Here is a 21,089-nt window from a genome sequence, read left to right on the forward strand (position 1 = left end):
TTTTTTACAATAGATTTTATAGTTATTACTCATTTATTCTGAAGATAACCAATAGTGAGTTAATAATATACTGAACACCGATCGCTAAAACCAGAAAACCAATAATTCTGGAAATCGCTACAATACCGGAAGCACCTAATAATCTGGAAATATAATTAGCACTTTTTAAAATGAGATAGATACTTATAGCAGCACCGAGAATTGCTGTGGCAATAATGCTTTTATCTGCTATTTCAGGATAATCCTGATACATTGCAATTAGTAATGACATCGCACCCGGACCTGCCATAAGCGGTATCGCTAAAGGCGTCACAGCTATATCACTGCGTTTTTGAGCGTCGTTGGTAACTTTCTTGCTTACGCCTCTTTTTTTACCAAACGATCCGGATAGCAATCCGAAACCAGAAGTACAGATTACTATTCCTCCGGCGATGCGTAATACATCAATACTAATCCCGAAAAATTTCAAAACATATTCGCCAATCAAAAAGGAGATCAGCAGAATAATGAATACATTAACAGCTGCCCAGAATGCTGTGCGGTTCCGCATTTCTTTAGTGTCATCCTGAGTCAGACCTAAAAAGATAGGCACTGTTCCGATTGGATTCAATACGGAGAATAAAGCGGCAAATGTGATTAAAAATAAATCCATATAGGGTAGGGGTGAAATTATATTTCTTTCGTTTTATCTAAAATACTTATTTATTTTATTTCTCTCTTGTATTTTGAGTATTATATCTGAAAAAAAATTTAGAATATTTTCATAAATGAATCATAAACAAAATGGTTTTGAGATGATAATTTTGAATAAAAAAGCGGGAATATATATTCCCGCTTATGCTATTTTTTAATCTGTTCATCAATGCGTTGCTGAATTGTGCTCCACTCATATAAATGAAAGACCATACCATTGCTCATTGCTACTAAAAAACCTTTTGGAAATCTCGGACCAAAATTAAAATTTACAGCATCTGCTCCGTCACACTCTATTGTAGAAACCGGAATTTCTGCTAACAGCTCATGTTGATGAATATTACCGTCAGTACCTTCTCTTGCATAGACTAAAAAAGTATTTTTCTGCTGATTGGAAACCAGAATATAACCTTCCTTTTCTCCTGTTTTGTATAGCGCAATACCCTCATGGTCGCGTTTGGCATCTTTCCGGGCAAAAAAAGCCAGTTCTGTATCGTCATTGCGTTCAGGATCTGCATAATACTTACGCACACCGGCAGTTTCATCAGAATAATATACAAATCCGGCTTCATCATCCACTGCAATAGCTTCTATTTCTTTCTTCCCGCTATAAGTTCCGAATTTACGAACCACCTTTGCAGTAACGTTCCCATTACCGGCATCTTCCAGTTTGTACTGCCATAGATAACTGCCCGAAGGACCTGTTTTTCTGCCCACAATAGCATAAATGGTAGTTGTAGTTCCGTCTTTTTTGGTATAAAGCGCGATTCCCATACCATCCCTCTCATCTTCGCCGGTTTCACCAGTAAAAATATCAATTCCGCCATTATCAACAGGTAATAAATCAGGAAGACTAAAGATACGTATCTTTTGTGTTTTACGTTCTGTAGCCACGGCAATATCCGTTTTCTTGCCATTGATCAGCATCCCATACGCAATGTCAACATTGTTGGGACGTTTCATATCAATAAACTTACGTACAATTTTACCATCGAGATTATAGGCATACAATCCGCCTCCCATTTCTTTATCAGTACCAATAATCAAACTGTTAGACGGATTTTGATGATCAATCCATATTGCAGGATCATCAGTATCATTAGGAGTTTTCTCTGTAATGATGGTTGGTATCACGGCATTTTTTGCTACCGGAGCCAATTTGTCAGAACAGGCAGTTATGAGGAAAAGACCGGATAAAACGGCTAAAAAATATTTTTTCATTTTATTATTTTGTTATTTCATACGTATGCAAAACACTGGCAGATGCAGGATTTGCTTTTACGGTTTGTACAATCATTTTATTTTTCACTATAGTAAACGTCATAAAGCCGGGTTCAGCAGCTGCAAAAACAGTTCCTTCACGATTTCCTGTTTCACGCACTTCGCTTCCCGCACCGGACAGAAACTGTGTCGTATAACGTTTTTTGGGTTTAACAATCTGTAAATCATGTTCATGTCCGCAGATATAAGCATCAACCTTATATTGGTCAAATAAATCTGCAAATTTAGATTCAAAAGAAGCTGTGTCCTTGTTATTTTTTCTTTTACCTCCGGAATACAGCGGATGATGACCTACTACCACTTTCCATTTTATAGCAGGATCTGATGTATTAAGCGTTTCTTCTATCCATTTTCTTTGCGTTATGGTATCCTGCTTTGCAAGATCAGGATATTTTTGAGGATTTTTATAGTAACTGTCAATAAACGGATTTGTATCTATAAAAAGCATGAGCAGTTTTTCTCCTTTAGCGGTTGTAAAGGTTTTACTGTAATATGTTGCAGGCATATTCCAGCGTCGACTCACAGAACTATACTCTATCTGCGCCTGAATGCTGCCCTGATAATCGTGATTTCCCAAAGCTACAAACCAATCGGTATAAAGACCGGGATTGTTATAGATTTCCTCAAATGAAGCTTTCCAATGATGATCCTGAGTACTGGCAACACCATTCGGATAAAAGTTGTCTCCTACTGAAATAATACATTCGGCATTGCTGACAATAGCAGCATTTCCCAGTTCCCTGGCAACATCTTTCTGATAATAATCTCCTACACGTCCGAAATCTCCGAGAACCAAAAAGCTAAATCCATCGTCATAATAGCGGAGCTCCGGAATATCATTTCCGCGGTATCCGGTACTTTTTTCACTTTCAAAAGGACTGGTTTTTTGTTGGGCAAATAAATAAATACTGCTGGGAAGCAGCCATAATAAAAAAACTATTTTTTGTATTTTCATGATTGATAAGATAAATCCTGCAAAAAAATTATTTGCAGGATTTTTTATTAATTATTGGTCTTAGAAATCCAGTTTTACTCCCAGATTAAATCTTCCCTGATAATATTCAGATTGCATCGTTCTGGAAGAAATTCCCTGATAGTATCTCAAAGGTTGATTGGTCAGGTTATTTGCTTCTAAAAAGATTCTGAAATTATTGGTGATTTTGTAAGACGCATTGGCATCTACAAAAGTTTGTTTATCATAATATCGATCTTCAAAAGCGGTTCCACCCAATTCATCAATATAATCAGAAGCATAATTCAGAGAAACACGTGCAGAGAATTTTTTGTTTTCCCATGATAATGAAGCATTAAACATATGCGGAGCAGTACCTGGTAAACCTACATCGGTTCGTTCTTCTCCTTCTGAATTGGTAATTCCTTTTGCTTCAGATTTGGTATAAGTATAGTTTAAATAAACACCGAGTCCTTTAAAGAATGCTCCCGGAATAAAATCTAACTGACGTTGTACAGCAACTTCAAATCCATATACATTTACATGTTTTCCGTTTCTTGATTGTACAAAGCGCCATTGCTCACCCACCGGAATCGGATTGGCAATACCTGGAAAATCATTTGCAAATTTGGCATTATTGTACAGATTGTCTCTGTGGTTGTAGATGAAATTATTCAAACGTTTGTAAAACACTCCTCCTGAAACGATTCCGATAGACTGGAAATACTTTTCAGCCATAAAATCATAATTATAGGCATACGTTGCTTTCAAATCAGGATTTCCGGCAGAAATTTGCGTATCATCCGGCAGTGCATTTACAAACGGAGCCAGTGCATAATAATTCGGACGTGCCAATGCAGTTGAAAAAGCAGCACGTAAAATGAAGTCATCCTGCACATTAAATTTGAAAGCAAGACTTGGCAATATATTCGTATACGAATTAGTAGTTGTAACCTGACCTTCCAGATCTTCTTCATTAACCACATAATTTCCGGTATAGTCAATTTCGGTATTTTCAATACGCACTCCGGTAATCATGGACAAACGGTCACTGAAATCCTGATCCCATCTTACATACCCTGCATAAATTTTTTCTTTAGCTTTATAATTCACCGCTAAAAATTCACCAGGAGCTGCTTCTTCCTCAAATTTATTTGGATTTTTCAGGTCAAGACCACCCAGATATTGATTGTCAGCAAAATAGCCCGGTACATACTGTGAACCCTGTTGCCATCCTTTACCGCTGTAAAAATTGTTGGGAATCTGTGACAGATTACCCATTGCATCTACAGGCTTATATTCATAAAAAATATTATTTCTTTCTTTGTCTTTAATACGAGTTCTGAGACCGGTTCTGATTCTACCCTTTTGATTTTCTATAACAGAAAACGGAAAACGGATATTGATTTTAGCTCCTAATTCTTTTTCCTCTGTAAAATTGTGGTTTTCTGTTATTTTTCTCAAAGTAAAACGTTCAGGTACATCAGCTTCAGAAGTAACCAACGGATTATTGGTATCGTTTGGGTTTTGCTGCATGGCTACATCTTTTAACTGAAAATCGATATAGCGTTCATTTGGGCGATCTTCACTTGCCATTGCATAATTTACAGACCAGTCCAAATCAATTTTTGAACTTAAAAGATGTTCACCGCCCAAAGCATAATTTTGTACCTTTTGATTTTCTAAACGGGTGTTTTTATTTTTATTATTGTCAATACCACCTTTTGTTTCTCGTCTGATACTTCCTTCAAAACCTGTAATGTTATCATCGGCATCATATAATGCTTCGATATCCCTGTATCTTACGCGGTAACGGTTTTCACGGTCATAACGCTGGTTATACATGGCATTTGCATAGATTTTATTGTTGTCATTAAACTCATAATCCAATGCGAGTGCAAAACTCGTCCGTATTCTTTGAACATCATATTTACGAATATCGAATTCAGAAATATAAGCCTGATCTTTATTGCCTAAGCTCCATACAGCTTCAATATTATCAGAACCAAAATTATTATTATTGTAAGAAGCGCTGAATACAGCTCCTAATTTGTCATTCAGATAGCGATTTCCGTAAACGAGACCTGCTGTATAATTACCCTTGTCACGGATAGGAGCATAACCGCCTGCTAAAGTAGCAGAAATTCTTTCTCCATTCGGATTGGCTCTCGTAATAAGGTTAACAGAACCTCCGATTGCATCAGCATCCATATCCGGAGTAAGTGTTTTATTGACTTCGATGGTAGAAATCATATCAGAAGGAATCAAATCCATTTGTACATTTCTGTTATCTCCTTCAGCCGATGGTATTCGGTCACCATTTATGGTAACGGAATTCAGGTTAGGAGCCAAACCACGAATGATGATGTTTCTTGCTTCACCCTGATCATTTTGCATGGTAATTCCCGAAACTCTTTTGAGAGCATCACCAATATTGGCATCCGGGAAACGACCTACCTGATCCGAAGAAATCACATTTGTAATATTTTGATTGTTTTTCTGTTTATTCAGTGCTTTTGCCTGTCCGCTTAGGAAATTCCCGATGATAACCATCTCTTCCATTTCATTGCTGGCAGGAGAAAGACTAAAAGTAAGATGTGTTGTTTTATTTTTATCGACTACAACTTCTTGTGTTTCGCTCACATATCCAATATATTCTACATATACGGAATAAGTTCCTTCGGGTAAATCCAGAAACTGGTATCCTCCGTTCTGATCCGATATGGTGTACCGGTTAGAATTTTCAACTTTGATGGAAGCTCCGGGTAGAGATAAGTTGTCTTGTGCATCGATAATCTTTCCTGAAATTACTCCACTTTGAGCAAAGGCACCCATTCCGATAAGTGAAGCAACGACTACATAAATTTGTTTCATGAGGTTAGTTGTTTGTTTCGTGCAAAGAAACTTTGGCTAAATCAAATGAATGTTACTTTAAAGTCAATAAAGCTTTACTATCTTTTCTGATATGTAAATAAAAAGTTATTAGCGTATGAATGCCATCAGTGATGAAATTTCTTTATTCATCTCTAATCTTTTTAATTCTGATAACATTGCTTAAAAACTTCAGCAGGGAAGAGGTAGTCAATGTTACACCGAGTCCTATGATACAACCGACAGCAACTGCAAGAAAACGGGCAACAGGTGAAAAAATAACATCATTTTTATGCTCAATAAGGATAATGATAAGCGCTACAATGGCACTACGGGCAACATTGAGTAAGTTAAACAGCTTGCAGATAAAGCAAGCCAAAACGATTCCGATAATTACTTTATAGACATCTTCAAACGGAAGAAAAAATACCAATAAACCACTGATTGAACCAATAAAATTTGACTTAAACCGTTCAATGGAAAGCTTACGGGCCTGATCCTCTTCAGGAGAAATGACTAAAATAATGGTAAGCAATGTCCAGAATAAATCGAATTTAGGAAAGGCAAGTGTCAACAAATACCCGATTACAAAGCCTAATAAACACCGGGTTACATATACAATAAACTGAGATTCAATTAATTTAGTTGCATTTTTATACCACATTATACCTTGTTTTTTACAAATTTAGTACAAGTTTTGAATCAAAGCATATCTTATAGCCAAGTTGTTGAGGGTTTTTTATAGCCTTAATCGGATAAGCTTACAAATTATTTTGTTTACGGTTTCCAACAAAAAACTTTTGGAACAATAATAACTTAAAAAGTATCTTTGTGCCGTAAGATAGCAGATCATGAAAAAGTTAGTTTTAGACGAGTTGAACCGTAAAAATGTACAAGAATTTAAACAAGCAGAAAAAACACCGATTATTGTTGTACTTGATGATATTCGTAGTTTGCATAATATCGGAGCCATTTTTAGAAGTTCAGATGCCTTTTTGATCGAAAAAATATACTTATGCGGGATTACGGCAACACCACCTAATAAAGAAATTCACAAGACGGCACTCGGAGCTACGGAAACAGTTGCCTGGGAATATGTCAAAGAAGTGGATGAAGTGGTAAGCCAGTTGAAGCAGCAAAACATTAAAGTGTATGCGGTTGAACAAGTAGAAAATGCTACTATGTTACATGATTTTAAAGTAACTGCCGGAGTAAAATATGCAGTTGTTTTTGGAAATGAAGTCAAAGGAGTAGCGCAATCAGTGGTTAATAATGCAGATGGTGTATTGGAAATTCCGCAACTCGGAACCAAGCATTCATTAAATGTTTCGGTAAGTGCAGGAATAGTAATATGGGACGTATTTCAGAAACTTCAGGCATTAGTATAGAGCAGAGACAGGAAAATGTTATCTCAAAAATACTTTTGCAGTTGCATTAGTTAGATAATAAAACGTTTCAAAAAGCTTATTTATCTGTGATTTTTTTCTGAATCTGGTCCAGTATGTAGAGATAATCTTGTTGGTTGTTTACAAAATCGCGGCCTTCCATATTGATGAGTAAGACAGAGTGATCTTTGGCACTGTCCATAAATCTTCGGTAACTCAGATTGATTTTTTCAAAATAATCCAGGTTGATTTCATTTTCATAATCACGTCCTCTTTTTTCAATATTTTTAACGAGTTGATGTGTCTGCTGATTCAGATAAACATACAAATCCGGTTTCGGTGTTTCTTTATACATCACATTAAAGATATTCCGGTAGAGTGTAAACTCTTCTTCTTCTAAAGTGACTTCTGCAAAAATCAAGGATTTATAAATATAATAATCCGATATAATGAAATCGTGAAACAAATCAAGCTGATTGAGATCTTCTGCTAATTGAGAGTATCGATCTGCCAGAAAAGACATCTCAAGAGAAAAAGCATAACGTTGCGGATCTTTATAAAACTTTGGAAGAAACGGATTATCTGCAAAGCGTTCCAATAAAGGTTTGGCATTAAAATCTTCTGCTATTTTATTGGCTAACGTAGTTTTTCCTGCACCGATATTCCCTTCAATTGCCATAAATCGGATGTGATCAAATGTGTAAGCACTCAACGGATTTTCTAAAACAGCTGTTTTTACACATACCGAGGCATCTGTTCCTTTATTTAGCATTGAGCCGATGCTTTCATTCAATTCCGGATGTTGCCAATCGGGAACTATTTCAGCTAACGGTACCATTACAAAGTTTCGTTCATGCAATCTCGGATGCGGGATTATGAGATCTTTAGTCACGATGGTTTCTTCATTAAAAGCAATGATGTCAATATCAATGGTTCTGGCACTATATCCATTTTCTCCGGAGCGAACACGACCCAGTTTTTTTTCAATCGCTAAAACGCCTTTGAGTACTTCTTCAGGTGTTTTATATGTGTGTATGCTGATAAGACAGTTATAAAATGGTGTACTTTCAAAACCCCAGGGCGGTGTTTCATATACAGAAGAAAGCCGGATCACCGTACCCAATTCACAGTGAACAGCATCTACAGCTTGCTGAAGATACTGTAGCCGGTTTCCTAAATTGCTTCCCAACGATAATAAAACATGGTTTTGTGTAATCATCCTGCAAAGTAACTAAAATTGCCTCTGAAAACAGGATATTGGTTCCATTTTAAATAAATTTTTATTTAAATGTAACATTATGCGTTTTTTACCTACTTATACTAAGAACAATAAATAAAATAAAAATGAATTTTTTAAAAAATGTTTTAGCAACTATCGTTGGATTAATCGTTTTTTCGTTTGTAAGTTTCTTTTTGCTGATCATTGTAAGTATGGCTTTTTCGGCTGGTACGTCTGAGAATGTAGCTGTAAAAAACAATTCTGTAATTGATCTGGATCTGGAAAAAGTGTATAATGATTATGGTGGAAAAGTTTATATTGAAGATTTTCAGTACAGAGAAGTTAATAAAAATGGACTTGTAAATGTATTGAATGCCATCGAATATGCTAAAACAGATGATAATATAAAGGGAATCACTTTGTTTAATATCAAGACTTCTCTGGGAATTACTCAGCTAAGAGAAGTGCGTGAAAAACTGGATGAGTTCAAAAAGACAGGGAAATTTGTAGTTGCTTATTCAGACAATTATACTCAGGGCGAATATTATGTGAGTTCTGTGGCAGATACTGTATATGTAAATCCGGTTGGTGGTTTTGATTTTAAAGGCCTCGCATCAGAAATTCTTTATATGAAAGAATTACAGCAAAAAACAGGTGTGAAGATGGAAGTAATCCGTCATGGAAAATATAAAAGTGCTGTAGAACCTTATCTGGAACAGCACATGAGTCCTGAAAACAGAGAACAAATAACTGTTCTTTTGAATTCCATATGGGATACCTATGTTACAGATATAGCGGCTACAAGAAAAATACCGGTAGATACCTTAAATGCTATTGCAAATAACCTGGCAGCAAGAACACCAGAACTTGCGAAAGAGCATAAACTGGTAGATAAAGTAGCTTATGTTGATCAATTTTCGAATGGAATTCGCAAAGCATTGGGCGTCGACTATGATAAAGAGTACAATGAAATAAGCATACTGGATTATGTAAAAGCGACAGACGGAAAAATGAAATTATCCAAAGCAAAAGACCGTATTGCTGTAGTATATGCACAGGGTGAAATCAGAGGCGGAGAAGGAAGTGTTGACGTTATCGGTGAAGGATCCGTAAACAGAGCGTTATTTGAAGCGCGTAATGATGATAATGTAAAGGCAGTCGTTTTAAGAGTTAACAGCCCGGGGGGTAGTGCTCTAACATCAGATCTTATTTTACGTGAAATTGAACTGACTAAAAAAGTAAAACCGGTTATCGTGTCAATGGGAGCGATGGCAGCTTCAGGAGGTTACTATATTTCTTCGAAAGCAGATTATATATTTGCTGAACCAGGAACTATCACAGGATCAATAGGTGTATTTGGAATGCTGCCTAATTTTGAAGAAGTGGCTACAAAATTCGGAGTAAATGCCGAGCAGGTAAAAACACACGAAAACTCTGTGAGTTATTCTCCATTCAAAAAACTGGATCCTAAAATGAGAGGTCTTATTCTGGAAGACATAGAACGTGTTTATACAACCTTTGTAAACCATGTGGCAGCAGGAAGAAAGATGACTTACGAGCAGGTAGATGCTATTGGTCAGGGACGCGTATGGACTGGTAAAATGGCAAAAGAAATAGGCTTGGTAGATGAATTAGGCGGATTGGATCAGGCAATTGCATATGCTGCCAAAAAAGCAGAAATAAAAGATTACCGTTTGGTTTCTTATCCCGAATATGAAATTAAATTAGAAGACTTGTTTAGAAAATTTTTAGGTATTTCAATTAAAGAAACGCAAGATGAATTAATCGCAGAAAAAATCGGATACGATAATTATGAAATGCTGCAACGAATGAATTATCTTAAACAAACAGAAGGAATTCAGGCATTACTTCCTTATCAAATCATCATTCGGTAAGTAAGAATTTAATTACCCCGTTATACTCAAATTATTATTCAAAGAGAGAGGTTCTAAGTTTTTTAGAGCCTCTTTTTTTGTAAAACCAAAATTATAAAAGTATCTTTGTTTTTATTTAGTCTTAATAATAAGTTTTGAATAAATATTTACTACTCTTACTCATCCTTTTGGTTTTTACGTCCTTATTCATCGGAGTAAAAGACATATCCCTATCAGACATTCTGAAAATGTCTGAAGATGAGGTTTTGGTTTTTACGATCAGCCGTATTCCCAGAACCATTGCATTAGTACTGGTGGGCGCCGGAATCAGTATCGCAGGTTTTATTATGCAACAGATTTCTCAAAATAAATTTGTTTCTCCCACAACAGCAGGAACATTAGATGCTGCCAAAATGGGAATACTGTTCAGCCTCTTATGGATGCCACAGCAAAGCATGATAAGTAAAATGTTATTCGCTTTATTATTCACATTTATGACGAGTTTGCTCTTCATCTTTATGGTGCGTAAAATCCGATTCAAGAGTCTGGTATTCATACCGCTTATTGGGATCATGCTGGGGAATATCCTCACTGCCATTTCTACTTTTTTTGCTTATAAAAATAACATCATACAAAATGTTCAGGGATGGCTTATGGGAGATTTTTCATCCATTTTGCAAGGACAGTATGAAACCCTTTATTTCATTTTACCTGCCGTAATAATTACCTATTTGTATGCGAATCAGTTTACGTTAGTAGGTATGGGCGAAAATTTTTCAAAAACATTGGGACTTCCCTATCAATCCATCGTTACACTCGGATTGTTTTGTGTTTCATTGACGGTAAGTGTTACGGTGATAACAGTAGGTGCCATTCCTTTTTTAGGATTGATTGTACCTAATATTGTGAGTATGTTTCGCGGGGATAATCTCAAAAAAACGCTACCGACAACTGCCTTATTCGGAGCTGTCTTTTTGCTGTTTTGTGATATTGCGGGAAGGCTGATTATTTATCCGTATGAAATTCCGATCGGACTCATGGTAGGGGTAATCGGTGGGATCATATTTTTATATCTGATATTAAAAAAGAACAAATGAGAGCAGCTGTAAAAATCATTATTATAATTGGTCTGTTACTGCTGTTGATGACACTTTTCATGACCTATAATACAGGAGTAAATCTGGATTATGTGATACCAAAGAGAGGTATCCGGTTGGCTACCATGTTGGTTGTAGGGATCAGTACAGCTTATGCATCATTGATTTTTCAAACCATAACCAACAATAAGATTCTCACCCCTTCCATTATGGGGTATGAATCTGTTTTTATTCTTTTCCAGACTTTAATCGTATTTACGTATGGAGATAAAACTTTTCAGGTGCTGAACCATCAGACTAATTTTTATCTGTCCATAGCCTGTATGATGCTTTTTTCCTTTTTTATGTATTTTTTACTCTTTAAAAAAGGAAGCAAAAATGTCTACCATCTTTTGCTGATCGGTCTGGTATTAGGAACCCTTTTTCAGACTATGAGCCAGTTTTTTCAGATTGTTATTGACCCGAATGAATTCTCTATTATAGAAGGCTTTATGTTCGTATCCTTTAATAAAATGAATACGGATTTATTGGTTGTAGCAACTGTTATCATGTTGGCAACTTTAATGACAGCTCACAGATATGTCAAATATTTGGATGTAATTGCACTCGGGCGTGATCATGCCATAAATCTGGGATTGAACTACAACCGTCTATTACAGGTTTATATGATCATTATTTCAGTTTTGGTAGCAACAGCAACTGCTTTGGTTGGACCTATGATGTTTCTGGGAATACTGATAACCAACCTTACCTATCAGCTCTTTCCGGCGGCAAAACACCGTTCTATGTTAGTTATATGTGCGCTTATAGCCTGTATAGCTTTAGTTATGGGGCAGATTCTGATTGAGCATTTGTTTAATTTTTCAACAACGGTAAGCATTGTGATCAATTTTATCGGAGGATTTTATTTTATGTATCTCATGTTGACATCACGCAGAAAAATATGATAACATTTAAAAACATACAAAAAAAATACGGGGACAAGATCGTACTTGATAATTTGTCTGACACTATTGCAAAAGGTAAGATCACATCGCTGATCGGACCTAATGGCGCAGGAAAAAGTACCCTTCTGTCGATTATTAGCCGTCTCATTGTGCAGGATTCTGGCTCTGTAAGTGTGTTTGACAAAGAGCTTACAGCCTACAAAAATAATGAGCTGGCAAAAAAACTGTCTATACTCAAACAATCCAACCATCTCGAACTGAAACTCACAGTTAAAGAACTGGTTTCGTTTGGCAGGTTTCCGTATTCCAAAGGCAGGCTCAATGCAACTGATGAAGAAAAGATAGCTACGGCACTTGCTTTTTCTGAACTTGAAGAGTTGAAAGATACATATATAGATGAATTAAGCGGAGGTCAGCGGCAACGAGCGTTTTTGGCCATGATTATAGCTCAGGATACAGAATATATTCTATTAGATGAACCGCTCAATAATTTAGATATGAAACATGCGGTTCAGGTAATGAAAACATTAAGACGTCTGGTAGATGAACTGCAAAAAACAGTAGTCATTGTCATCCATGAAATCAATTTTGCTTCTGGTTACTCTGATTTTATTATAGCCATGAAAAATGGTCGTATTCTATACCATGAAGAAACCAGTGAGATGATTACAGCTGAAAAATTAGCAGATATATTCGATATAGAGTTTGACATCATTGAAAAAAATAAAAAGAAAATTTGTAATTATTTTAACCTATAAACCTTTCAGTATATGAAAAATATTTTAAGAATTACCTCAATGGTAGTATTGGTAACTTTTATGAGTTGCAATAAAAAAACAGAAGAGCAAAAAGCGGCAGATGCTTCTTCTGAAACAATAGAAATAACCGATCAGCTTGGTACAACTAAAGTGGTTAAAAATCCAAAGACCGTAGTCGTTTTTGATATCGGATCTTTGGAAACACTGGATCAATTGGGGATTAAAGTAGCCGGAGTAGCAAAAGACAATCTTCCGGATTATTTTTCAAAATATAAAAATGACAGCAGTATTGAAAATGTAGGAACTTTAAAGGAACCTAATTATGAAAAAATCAACGCTTTGAATCCGGATTTGATTATCATTTCTGCACGTTTACAATCCGCTTATCCTGAACTGTCCAAAATTGCTCCAACTGTTTATATGGCTGTAGATAATAAAGACTATATGGGCTCTTTTGAAGCAAATGCTACTAAATTGGGACAGATATTCGGTAAAGAGGCAGACATAAAAACGGCTGTTGAAGCCATAAAAAATAAAATTGCCGAGGCACAGCAAAATCTGGTTGCTAAACCTGAAAAAGCACTTATTGTATTGCATAATAATGGGAAATTCAGTGCATACGGAAAAGGATCCCGTTTTGGATTCATTCATGATGTATTGCCTTTGGAGCCAGCTGTAAAAGATATTGAGGTTTCTACGCACGGTCAAAAAGTGTCTAACGAATTTATTGCAGAGGCAAATCCGGATATTCTCTTCATCATCGACAGAAATGCGGCGGTAACCGATAAGGGAGCTGATAAAAAAGATATTGAAAATGTACTCATACAGAAAACGAATGCCTATAAAAACGGTAAAATTGTATACCTTGATCCTCAGGTATGGTATCTCTCTGGTGGAGGCTTACTTTCAACAAATAAAATGATTGACGAAATCGTGACAGCTGTAAAATAGTCAGAAATAAGAACAAAAAATCATGGAAGTAGCAAGAGCCTTATTTCACTTAAAGAAAAGAGAATTTATAACACCTCATTTTATCCGCATTACTTTATCCGGTGCACCGGAAGATGTAGCGAAATTAGAAGCCTGTACTATTGGTGTCAATAATAAAATATTCATTCCTCCCTCAGGTGTAGATACGGTGTATTTTCCTGAATTTGATGAGGAAAAAAAGGAATGGCTGGAACAGGATCCTTCTGTTAAGCCTTTGGTACGCACCTATACACATCGCGGAATAGATGTAATTAATAATGAAATTATTATTGATTTTGTCAATCATGGAGAAACCGGACCGGCTTCAAGCTGGGCCCTGAATGCAGCTGTAGGCGATCCGTTGGGAGTTGCTATGAAACTCGGAAGTTCTGCCTTGTATCCGGAGGTTGACTGGTATTTTTTAATCGGAGATGCTACAGCTATTCCAGTATTGGGAGCCATTATGGAATCGCTGCCAAAAGATAAACAAGGAACCTGTATTCTGGAAGTGCCTACGGAAGCTGATATTCAGAAATTAGAAATGCCAGAGAATTTTAATATTGAATGGATTGTTAATCCGCATCCGGAAAAGGGGAGTAACCTTGCTGATGTTGCCCGACAGGTAAGCATACCTGACAGTACCCGGTTTGCCTATGTAGCAGCAGAATTCTCTTCTGTAAAAGAATTGAGAACGTATTTCAGAAAAGAACTCCAATGGACCAAAGAGGAACTTTATGCCTACTCATATTGGAAAGCCGGAGTAGCAGAAGATAAATCAGTTACTGACAGACAGCAGGAAAAAAATGCTGTTTAAAAAAAGAAACGGGACAACGTCCCGTTTTTTTTTATAAGGAAATTTTCACTCTATAGCCTTCATAGGTTCGGATATTAAAAACCGTTCCGTCTTCAAAAATCAGATATTGACCTTTAATACCGATCAGTTTACCAGTAAACACAGCTGTTTTTTCTAAATTGAGACTGCTTACTTTTTGAGGGTAGTACAACACAGGATAATGCATTTCATAAAACAATGTGGCATCAGTTGTAAAATAGGGTAATACTTCTTCCGGAAGTCTGCTTTTGACCGAATTTTTTATTTCCTGAAGATCGGTAGCTATTACTTCGTTTTTCAACATCTTTTGCCAGCTTGTTTTATCTGTAAACAGATTTTTCAGATGCACCTCTGTAATACCGGCCAGATAGCGGTTGGGTACTTCTACAATAGAGATTGCACTACTTGCTCCCTGATCAATCCAACGGATTGGAACCTGGGTTTTTCGGGTAACGCCTACCTTAATATCACTGGAAGCTGCCAGATATACGACATGAGGTTGCAATTGAACCTTTTTTTCGTAGATGAGATCACGGTCTTCAATATCTAAATGTGCGGTACTCAGTTCGGGTCTCATAATCCAATCGCCAACTGCCGGACTTGACATAAAGCAATCATAACAAAAACCCTGTCTGAAAATTTTTTTTTGTTTTCCACAGTTCAGACATTCATATCCCGTATGTTGTATTTCTATTTGTTTATTGAGTAATTGATTGTAATTTAAAACATCCTGTTGAAAGATTCCGAAATACTGAATCGGATTTCCTAATTCTGTTTGCATTTTTTTTAATAGTCCTTCAAATTGCATTATCTTATGATGTTTTTTAGTTTTAACCAAGTAAAATTAATACTTTTAAAAATAATTATAAATTTGAATTTTAGTAAATTTATCCCGCAAAGTTTATACACCTATGGCATTAACTATCATAAACTCCATTGCTTCCTGGATCCTGAAAAAAAGAATTCACCAAATTGAACTCTTTCAGAAGTTTCCCAATGAAGTACAAAATGAATTATTGTTAAATTTAATTGCCGTAGCCCAAAACACCGAGTTTGGAAAAAAATATGATTTTTCAACTCTGTATAATTATGAGCGATTTGCAGAACGGGTTCCAATCTCTACCTATGAACAGTTTGAACCACTGATAGAAAGAGCCAGAAAAGGGGAACAGAATGTTTTTTGGAATACACCTATCAAATGGTTTGCTAAATCCAGCGGAACCACCAATGCGAAAAGTAAATTTATTCCGGTAAGCAACGAAGCCTTAGAAAATTGCCATTTCAAGGCTGGAAAAGATATGTTATGCTTATATTTGAATAATAATGAAGACTCGCAACTGTTTACCGGAAAAAGTCTTCGTTTGGGTGGCAGCAAGCAGCTGTATGAAGATAACAATACGTTCTTTGGAGATTTGTCAGCTATTATCATAGATAATCTCCCATTTTGGGCAGAATACAGTTCCACACCGAGTAACAAGGTTTCCTTGATGAGTGAATGGAATGAAAAGATGCAGGCCATTGTAGAGGAGACAAAAAACATAAATGTCACCAGTTTTGCAGGAGTACCTTCGTGGATGATGGTGTTATTTAACAATGTACTCAATGAAACAGGTACAGACAATTTGTTAGAAGTGTGGCCTAATGCAGAAGTTTATTTTCACGGCGGAGTAAGTTTTGAACCTTACCGGGAACAATATAAAAAAATGTTTCCGAGTGATCTTTTTAAATACTATGAAATCTATAATGCTTCAGAAGGATTTTTCGGGATTCAGGATTTAAATAATTCTTCTGATTTATTACTGATGTTGGATTATGGTGTTTTTTACGAATTCATTCCCATGGATGTTTTTGGTACTTCCAAACAAAAGGCAATTCCACTGTCAGAGGTACAGCTCAATAAAAATTATGCTTTAGTGATAACCACTAATTCAGGATTATGGCGTTATCTGATAGGGGATACGGTAAGGTTTACCTCTTTATATCCTTATCGCATTCGTATTACAGGCAGAACAAAGCATCATATCAATGTTTTCGGAGAAGAGCTGATGATTGAGAATACGGATAAGGCAATTGCTAAAACATGTGAGACTTTTAATGTTGAACTAGTCGAATACACAGTAGCCCCGGTGTTTATGAAAGATCGTGAAAAAGGAGCGCATGAATGGATCATCGAATTTAGAAAAGATCCGATAAATATCGAAGAATTTGCTGAAACACTCGATAAAAATATTCAGGCTATCAATTCAGATTATGAAGCAAAGCGATATAATAATATGACCTTAAATCCGTTAGTTTTAAATATAGCCAGACACGGACTTTTCCATGATTGGCTCAGTAAAAAAGACAAACTGGGCGGACAGAATAAAATACCTCGCTTGTCTAATGACCGTGAGTATGTAGAACAACTATTAGAATTAAATAAAAATTAAATTATGAGTGAACAACAGCCGGCGAATATTAATTATCGCTTAATTAGTATTAACACAGAAGATTTTAATGCAGCAGATATCAATCAGGAAAACGGAACTTTAGACCTGAATTTTGATTTTCAGTTTGGTGTTAATAATGAGAAAAAATTTATCAAAGCTATTTCTAAATTTGTTTTTCAATTGGAAAAACAGGAAGTTTTGAAAATCGCGGTTTCTTGTGAATTTGAGTTTGAACCAGCAGGTTGGCAGTTTTTTGTTAAGGGAGACCAATTGATTTTACCAAAAGGTTTACTCGAACAATTAGCGTTTTTTACCATGAATACAGCGCGTGGTGTATTGCATGCAAAAACAGAAGGTATGAAACATAACAAACTGGTTATTCCAATGATCAACGGAGAATTTATCAAAGAAGATTTAGCGATTCCGTTAAACGCTCAGGTAAATTAATTGATGGAAAAAATGATAAAAAAAGCCTCGCATTGCGAGGCTTTTTTTATTTGCTTAAATACATTTTTCTTCTGGAGTATAAATCATAGAAAGCATCATCTTTGAGACTGTCTATAAACAATATACTTTCGCCTGTAGATTTCATTTCCGGTCCTAAAGCTTTATTTACTTTAGGGAATTTATTAAAAGAGAAAACAGGTTGTTTGATCGCAAATCCGTTTAATTGCGGATTAAAGGTAAAGTCTGTGACTTTCTTTTCGCCCAGCATTATCTTGGTAGCATAGTTTACATAAGGTTCACCATAGGCTTTAGCAATAAAAGGCACAGTACGTGACGCACGCGGATTGGCTTCAATAATATACACCGTATCATCTTTTATCGCAAATTGTATATTGATCAGACCTACTGTTTTTAGAGCTACGGCAATTTTCTTAGTGTGATCCTTTATCTGCTGGATGACAAACTCACCTAAATTGAAAGGAGGTAATGTAGCATTACTGTCTCCTGAGTGTACACCACAAGGTTCTATATGTTCCATAATACCTATGATATAAACATTTTCCCCGTCACAGATAGCATCCGCTTCCGCTTCAATACCACCCGCAAGATAATGATCTAACAAGAGTTTATTACCCGGAATTGTACGCAACAAATCAATTACGTGTTCTTCCAGTTCTTTTTTATTGATAACAATTTTCATTCCCTGACCACCCAATACATACGAAGGTCTCACCAATAAAGGGAAATCGAGTTCGTCTGCCAGAGCAGAAGCTTCATCGGCTGTCTGAGCAATTCCGAATTGAGGGAACGGAATGTTCAACTGAGTAAGCAGTTCTGAAAAACGACCTCTGTCTTCTGCAAGATCAAGTGCTTCAAAGCTTGTACCGATAATTTTAATACCATACTTGTCGAGTTTTTCTGCGAGTTTTAATGCGGTCTGACCTCCAAGCTGTACAATAACACCTTCCGGTTTTTCATGTTGAATGATATCATAAATATGTTCCCAGAAAACCGGTTCAAAATATAATTTGTCTGCCGTGTCAAAATCTGTAGAAACCGTTTCAGGATTACAGTTAATCATAATGGTTTCATATCCACATTCTTTAGCAGCCAATACACCGTGTACGCAGGAGTAATCAAATTCTATTCCCTGTCCGATACGGTTTGGACCTGATCCAAGAACTACTATTTTCTTTCTATCGCTTCTTACACTTTCATTGGAAGTATAAACAGTTCCATCCGGTTTTTTTATTTCTTCCTCAAAAGTAGAGTAGTAGTAAGGAGTTTGTGCTACGAATTCAGCTGCGCACGTATCTACCAGTTTAAATACACGGTTGATGTTCATACGATCACGCAATTCATGTACTTTACTCTCCAGTGTATTCAGCATATGAGCGATCTGTCTGTCCGCAAATCCACGTTGTTTTGCTTCGAGTAAAAGTTCCTTTGGAAGGCTTTCAATGCTGTATTTTGATATTTCCTGTTCCAAAGCATATAATTCTTCATATTGCTTCAGGAACCACATATCTATTTTGGTGATCTCATGGATACGGCTTAGCGGAATTCCCAATGCAATGGCATCATAGATGACAAATACACGGTCCCAGCTTGCATACGTAAGCTTTTCAATGATCTGATCGTAATTGGTGTATCCTTTTCCGTCTGCTCCTAAACCATTTCGCTTAATCTCCAGAGATTGTGTAGCTTTATGTAATGCTTCCTGAAAAGAACGGCCGATACCCATTACTTCTCCGACTGATTTCATCTGCAGACCCAATGTTCTGTCTGCACCTTCGAACTTGTCAAAATTCCATCGTGGTATTTTCACAATTACATAATCGAGTGTCGGTTCAAAAAGAGCAGAAGTAGATTTTGTAATTTGATTTTGTAATTCATCCAGTGAATATCCCAAAGCAAGTTTTGTCGCTATTTTTGCAATCGGGTATCCTGTAGCTTTAGAAGCCAGTGCAGATGATCTGGAAACACGCGGATTGATCTCAATGGCAACAATATCTTCGTTTTCATCCGGTGAAACGGCAAACTGAACGTTACATCCTCCTGAAAAATTACCGATACTGCGCATCATCAGGATGGCCATATCACGTAGTTTTTGGAATGTTCTGTCCGATAAAGTCATAGCTGGTGCCACGGTAATACTGTCGCCTGTATGAATACCCATCGGGTCCATATTTTCTATGGTACAGATGATGACTACATTATCATTCTTATCGCGTAACAGTTCCAGTTCATATTCTTTCCATCCCAGTAAGGCTTTATCAATAAGTACTTCGTGTATTGGAGAAGCTTCAAGCCCCATAGTAAGCAGATTGTCAAAATCTTCCTCTTTGTGTACAAAAGCTGCTCCGGTACCTCCGAGTGTAAAGGAAGGGCGAATCACTAATGGAAAACCAAACTCCTGAGCTATTTCTTTTCCTTCTAAAAAAGAGGTTGCGGTTTTTGCCGGAGCAAATGGTACGCCAATTTTACTTAAAAGCTGTTTGAACTGTTCTCTGTCTTCTGTAATATTGATGGCATTGATGTCAACCCCAATCAAGCGTACGTTGAAATCCTGCCAGATTCCTTTTTCATCTGCTTCCAGACACAGATTCAAAGCTGTTTGTCCACCCATAGTAGGCAATACAGCATCAATATCCGGATGTGCAGTCAAAATCTCAATGATTGATTTTGTAGTCAACGGTTTCAGATATACATGATCCGCCATAGTAGGATCCGTCATGATAGTGGCCGGATTGGAATTGATAAGGATTACTTTAATTCCTTCTTCCTTTAAAGAGCGTGCAGATTGAGATCCTGCGTAATCAAACTCACAGGCCTGACCGATGATAATGGGACCGGACCCAATAATCAAAACCGTTTTTATTGAATTATCTTTTGGCATTATTACGTTGTGTTGTTTTAATAAAAATTACGAGTTGGTAGTTTAGTAAGCTAAATATAGTTATAAAAAATGAGTATAAAAAAAGGCGTTACACGTAAAGTAACACCTTTATTTATGATGGAAACATCATTATTTTTTATGTCTTGGTTCGCAAGAAACAGTCAATTTGTGTCTTCCTTTCGCTCTTCTGCGAGCCAACACTTTTCTTCCGTTAGCACTTGCCATTCTGTCCATGAAACCATGTTTGTTTCTTCTTTTTCTTTTTGATGGTTGAAACGTTCTCTTACTCATTGCTATTATCTTTAATTCTAAATAAATTTTACAAATGTCCAGCTTTGAAAAAGACTAGTTTCAAAACCGAGTGCAAATATAGGAAACCTTTTTATTTTTACAAATCCTTTTTTGAAAAAATACATTTCTTTCCATAAAAAAGGAA

18 protein-coding genes are annotated in these 21,089 nt (G+C 36.4%); 9 read left to right on the forward strand and 9 right to left on the reverse strand.

Translation table 11 applies throughout. The features are described 5' to 3' along the window. Nucleotides 1-25: 25 nt before the first annotated feature. From QW060_RS02480 to QW060_RS02500, 5 genes are all read right to left on the reverse strand, one after another. Nucleotides 26-652 (reverse strand): MarC family NAAT transporter, encoded by a 627-nt coding sequence (locus QW060_RS02480; RefSeq protein WP_290362132.1) that lies wholly within the window; start codon nt 650-652, stop codon nt 26-28. A gap of 188 nt (nt 653-840) precedes the next feature. Continuing rightward, on the reverse strand, nt 841-1,914 hold the full coding sequence (locus tag QW060_RS02485; protein WP_290362133.1) for a phytase: 1,074 nt from the start codon (nt 1,912-1,914) through the stop codon (nt 841-843). A gap of 4 nt (nt 1,915-1,918) precedes the next feature. Then, the gene (locus QW060_RS02490) at nt 1,919-2,929 is read right to left on the reverse strand and encodes a metallophosphoesterase (RefSeq protein ID WP_290362134.1); all 1,011 of its coding nucleotides are present in this window, start codon (nt 2,927-2,929) and stop codon (nt 1,919-1,921) included. 60 nt (nt 2,930-2,989) lie between these two features. Next, nucleotides 2,990-5,800, reverse strand: a complete 2,811-nt coding sequence (locus tag QW060_RS02495; RefSeq protein WP_290362135.1) for a TonB-dependent receptor — start codon at nt 5,798-5,800, stop codon at nt 2,990-2,992. Between the two features lie 142 nt (nt 5,801-5,942). After that, nucleotides 5,943-6,461, reverse strand: a complete 519-nt coding sequence (locus QW060_RS02500) for an FUSC family protein (protein ID WP_290362136.1) — start codon at nt 6,459-6,461, stop codon at nt 5,943-5,945. A gap of 187 nt (nt 6,462-6,648) precedes the next feature. Here QW060_RS02500 and QW060_RS02505 point away from each other — a divergent pair, with 187 nt between their 5' ends. After that, the gene (locus QW060_RS02505) at nt 6,649-7,185 is read left to right on the forward strand and encodes an RNA methyltransferase (protein ID WP_290362137.1); all 537 of its coding nucleotides are present in this window, start codon (nt 6,649-6,651) and stop codon (nt 7,183-7,185) included. A 76-nt stretch (nt 7,186-7,261) separates the two neighbouring features. On the opposite strand, the gene folK is transcribed toward QW060_RS02505, so the two are convergent. Next, a complete protein-coding gene (gene folK / locus QW060_RS02510) occupies nt 7,262-8,401 on the reverse strand; it encodes a 2-amino-4-hydroxy-6-hydroxymethyldihydropteridine diphosphokinase (protein ID WP_290362138.1) in 1,140 nt (379 codons plus the stop codon). A gap of 125 nt (nt 8,402-8,526) precedes the next feature. Here folK and sppA point away from each other — a divergent pair, with 125 nt between their 5' ends. The 6 genes from sppA (at nt 8,527) to QW060_RS02540 (ending at nt 14,860) form a co-directional block, all read left to right on the forward strand. Further along, nucleotides 8,527-10,296: a signal peptide peptidase SppA gene (sppA, locus tag QW060_RS02515; RefSeq protein ID WP_290362139.1), complete on the forward strand. Its 1,770-nt coding sequence runs from the start codon at nt 8,527-8,529 to the stop codon at nt 10,294-10,296. 134 nt (nt 10,297-10,430) lie between these two features. Beyond that, on the forward strand, nt 10,431-11,372 hold the full coding sequence (locus tag QW060_RS02520) for an ABC transporter permease (RefSeq protein WP_290362140.1): 942 nt from the start codon (nt 10,431-10,433) through the stop codon (nt 11,370-11,372). Further along, nucleotides 11,369-12,319 carry an iron chelate uptake ABC transporter family permease subunit gene (locus QW060_RS02525; protein ID WP_290362141.1) on the forward strand — a complete coding sequence of 317 codons (951 nt, stop codon included), beginning with the start codon at nt 11,369-11,371 and terminating at the stop codon, nt 12,317-12,319. The genes QW060_RS02520 and QW060_RS02525 overlap by 4 nt, the downstream gene beginning before the upstream one ends. Next, nucleotides 12,316-13,077, forward strand: coding sequence for an iron ABC transporter ATP-binding protein (locus QW060_RS02530; protein WP_290362142.1), 762 nt, complete (start codon nt 12,316-12,318; stop codon nt 13,075-13,077). The genes QW060_RS02525 and QW060_RS02530 overlap by 4 nt, the downstream gene beginning before the upstream one ends. Before the next feature lie 12 nt (nt 13,078-13,089). Continuing rightward, nucleotides 13,090-14,028 (forward strand): siderophore ABC transporter substrate-binding protein, encoded by a 939-nt coding sequence (locus QW060_RS02535; RefSeq protein WP_290362143.1) that lies wholly within the window; start codon nt 13,090-13,092, stop codon nt 14,026-14,028. 22 nt (nt 14,029-14,050) lie between these two features. Next, entirely contained in the window at nt 14,051-14,860 is an 810-nt protein-coding gene (locus QW060_RS02540; protein ID WP_290362144.1) for a siderophore-interacting protein, read from the forward strand. A 31-nt stretch (nt 14,861-14,891) separates the two neighbouring features. On the opposite strand, the gene QW060_RS02545 is transcribed toward QW060_RS02540, so the two are convergent. Further along, on the reverse strand, nt 14,892-15,686 hold the full coding sequence (locus tag QW060_RS02545) for a DUF2797 domain-containing protein (RefSeq protein WP_290362145.1): 795 nt from the start codon (nt 15,684-15,686) through the stop codon (nt 14,892-14,894). A 103-nt stretch (nt 15,687-15,789) separates the two neighbouring features. On the opposite strand from QW060_RS02545, the gene QW060_RS02550 reads away from it, so the two are divergent. Beyond that, complete coding sequence (locus QW060_RS02550; RefSeq protein ID WP_290362146.1) at nt 15,790-17,307, forward strand: GH3 auxin-responsive promoter family protein; 1,518 nt, start codon at nt 15,790-15,792, stop codon at nt 17,305-17,307. A gap of 3 nt (nt 17,308-17,310) precedes the next feature. Next, nucleotides 17,311-17,754: a hypothetical protein gene (locus tag QW060_RS02555; protein ID WP_290362147.1), complete on the forward strand. Its 444-nt coding sequence runs from the start codon at nt 17,311-17,313 to the stop codon at nt 17,752-17,754. 46 nt (nt 17,755-17,800) lie between these two features. On the opposite strand, the gene carB is transcribed toward QW060_RS02555, so the two are convergent. Both carB and rpmH read right to left on the reverse strand, forming a co-directional pair. Beyond that, nucleotides 17,801-20,653, reverse strand: a complete 2,853-nt coding sequence (gene carB, locus QW060_RS02560; RefSeq protein WP_290362148.1) for a carbamoyl-phosphate synthase large subunit — start codon at nt 20,651-20,653, stop codon at nt 17,801-17,803. Nucleotides 20,654-20,782: 129 nt separating this feature from the next. Continuing rightward, nucleotides 20,783-20,944 carry a 50S ribosomal protein L34 gene (gene rpmH, locus QW060_RS02565; protein WP_007136275.1) on the reverse strand — a complete coding sequence of 54 codons (162 nt, stop codon included), beginning with the start codon at nt 20,942-20,944 and terminating at the stop codon, nt 20,783-20,785. Nucleotides 20,945-21,089: the final 145 nt, after the last annotated feature.

It is taken from the genome of Paenimyroides ceti (genome assembly GCF_030409925.1).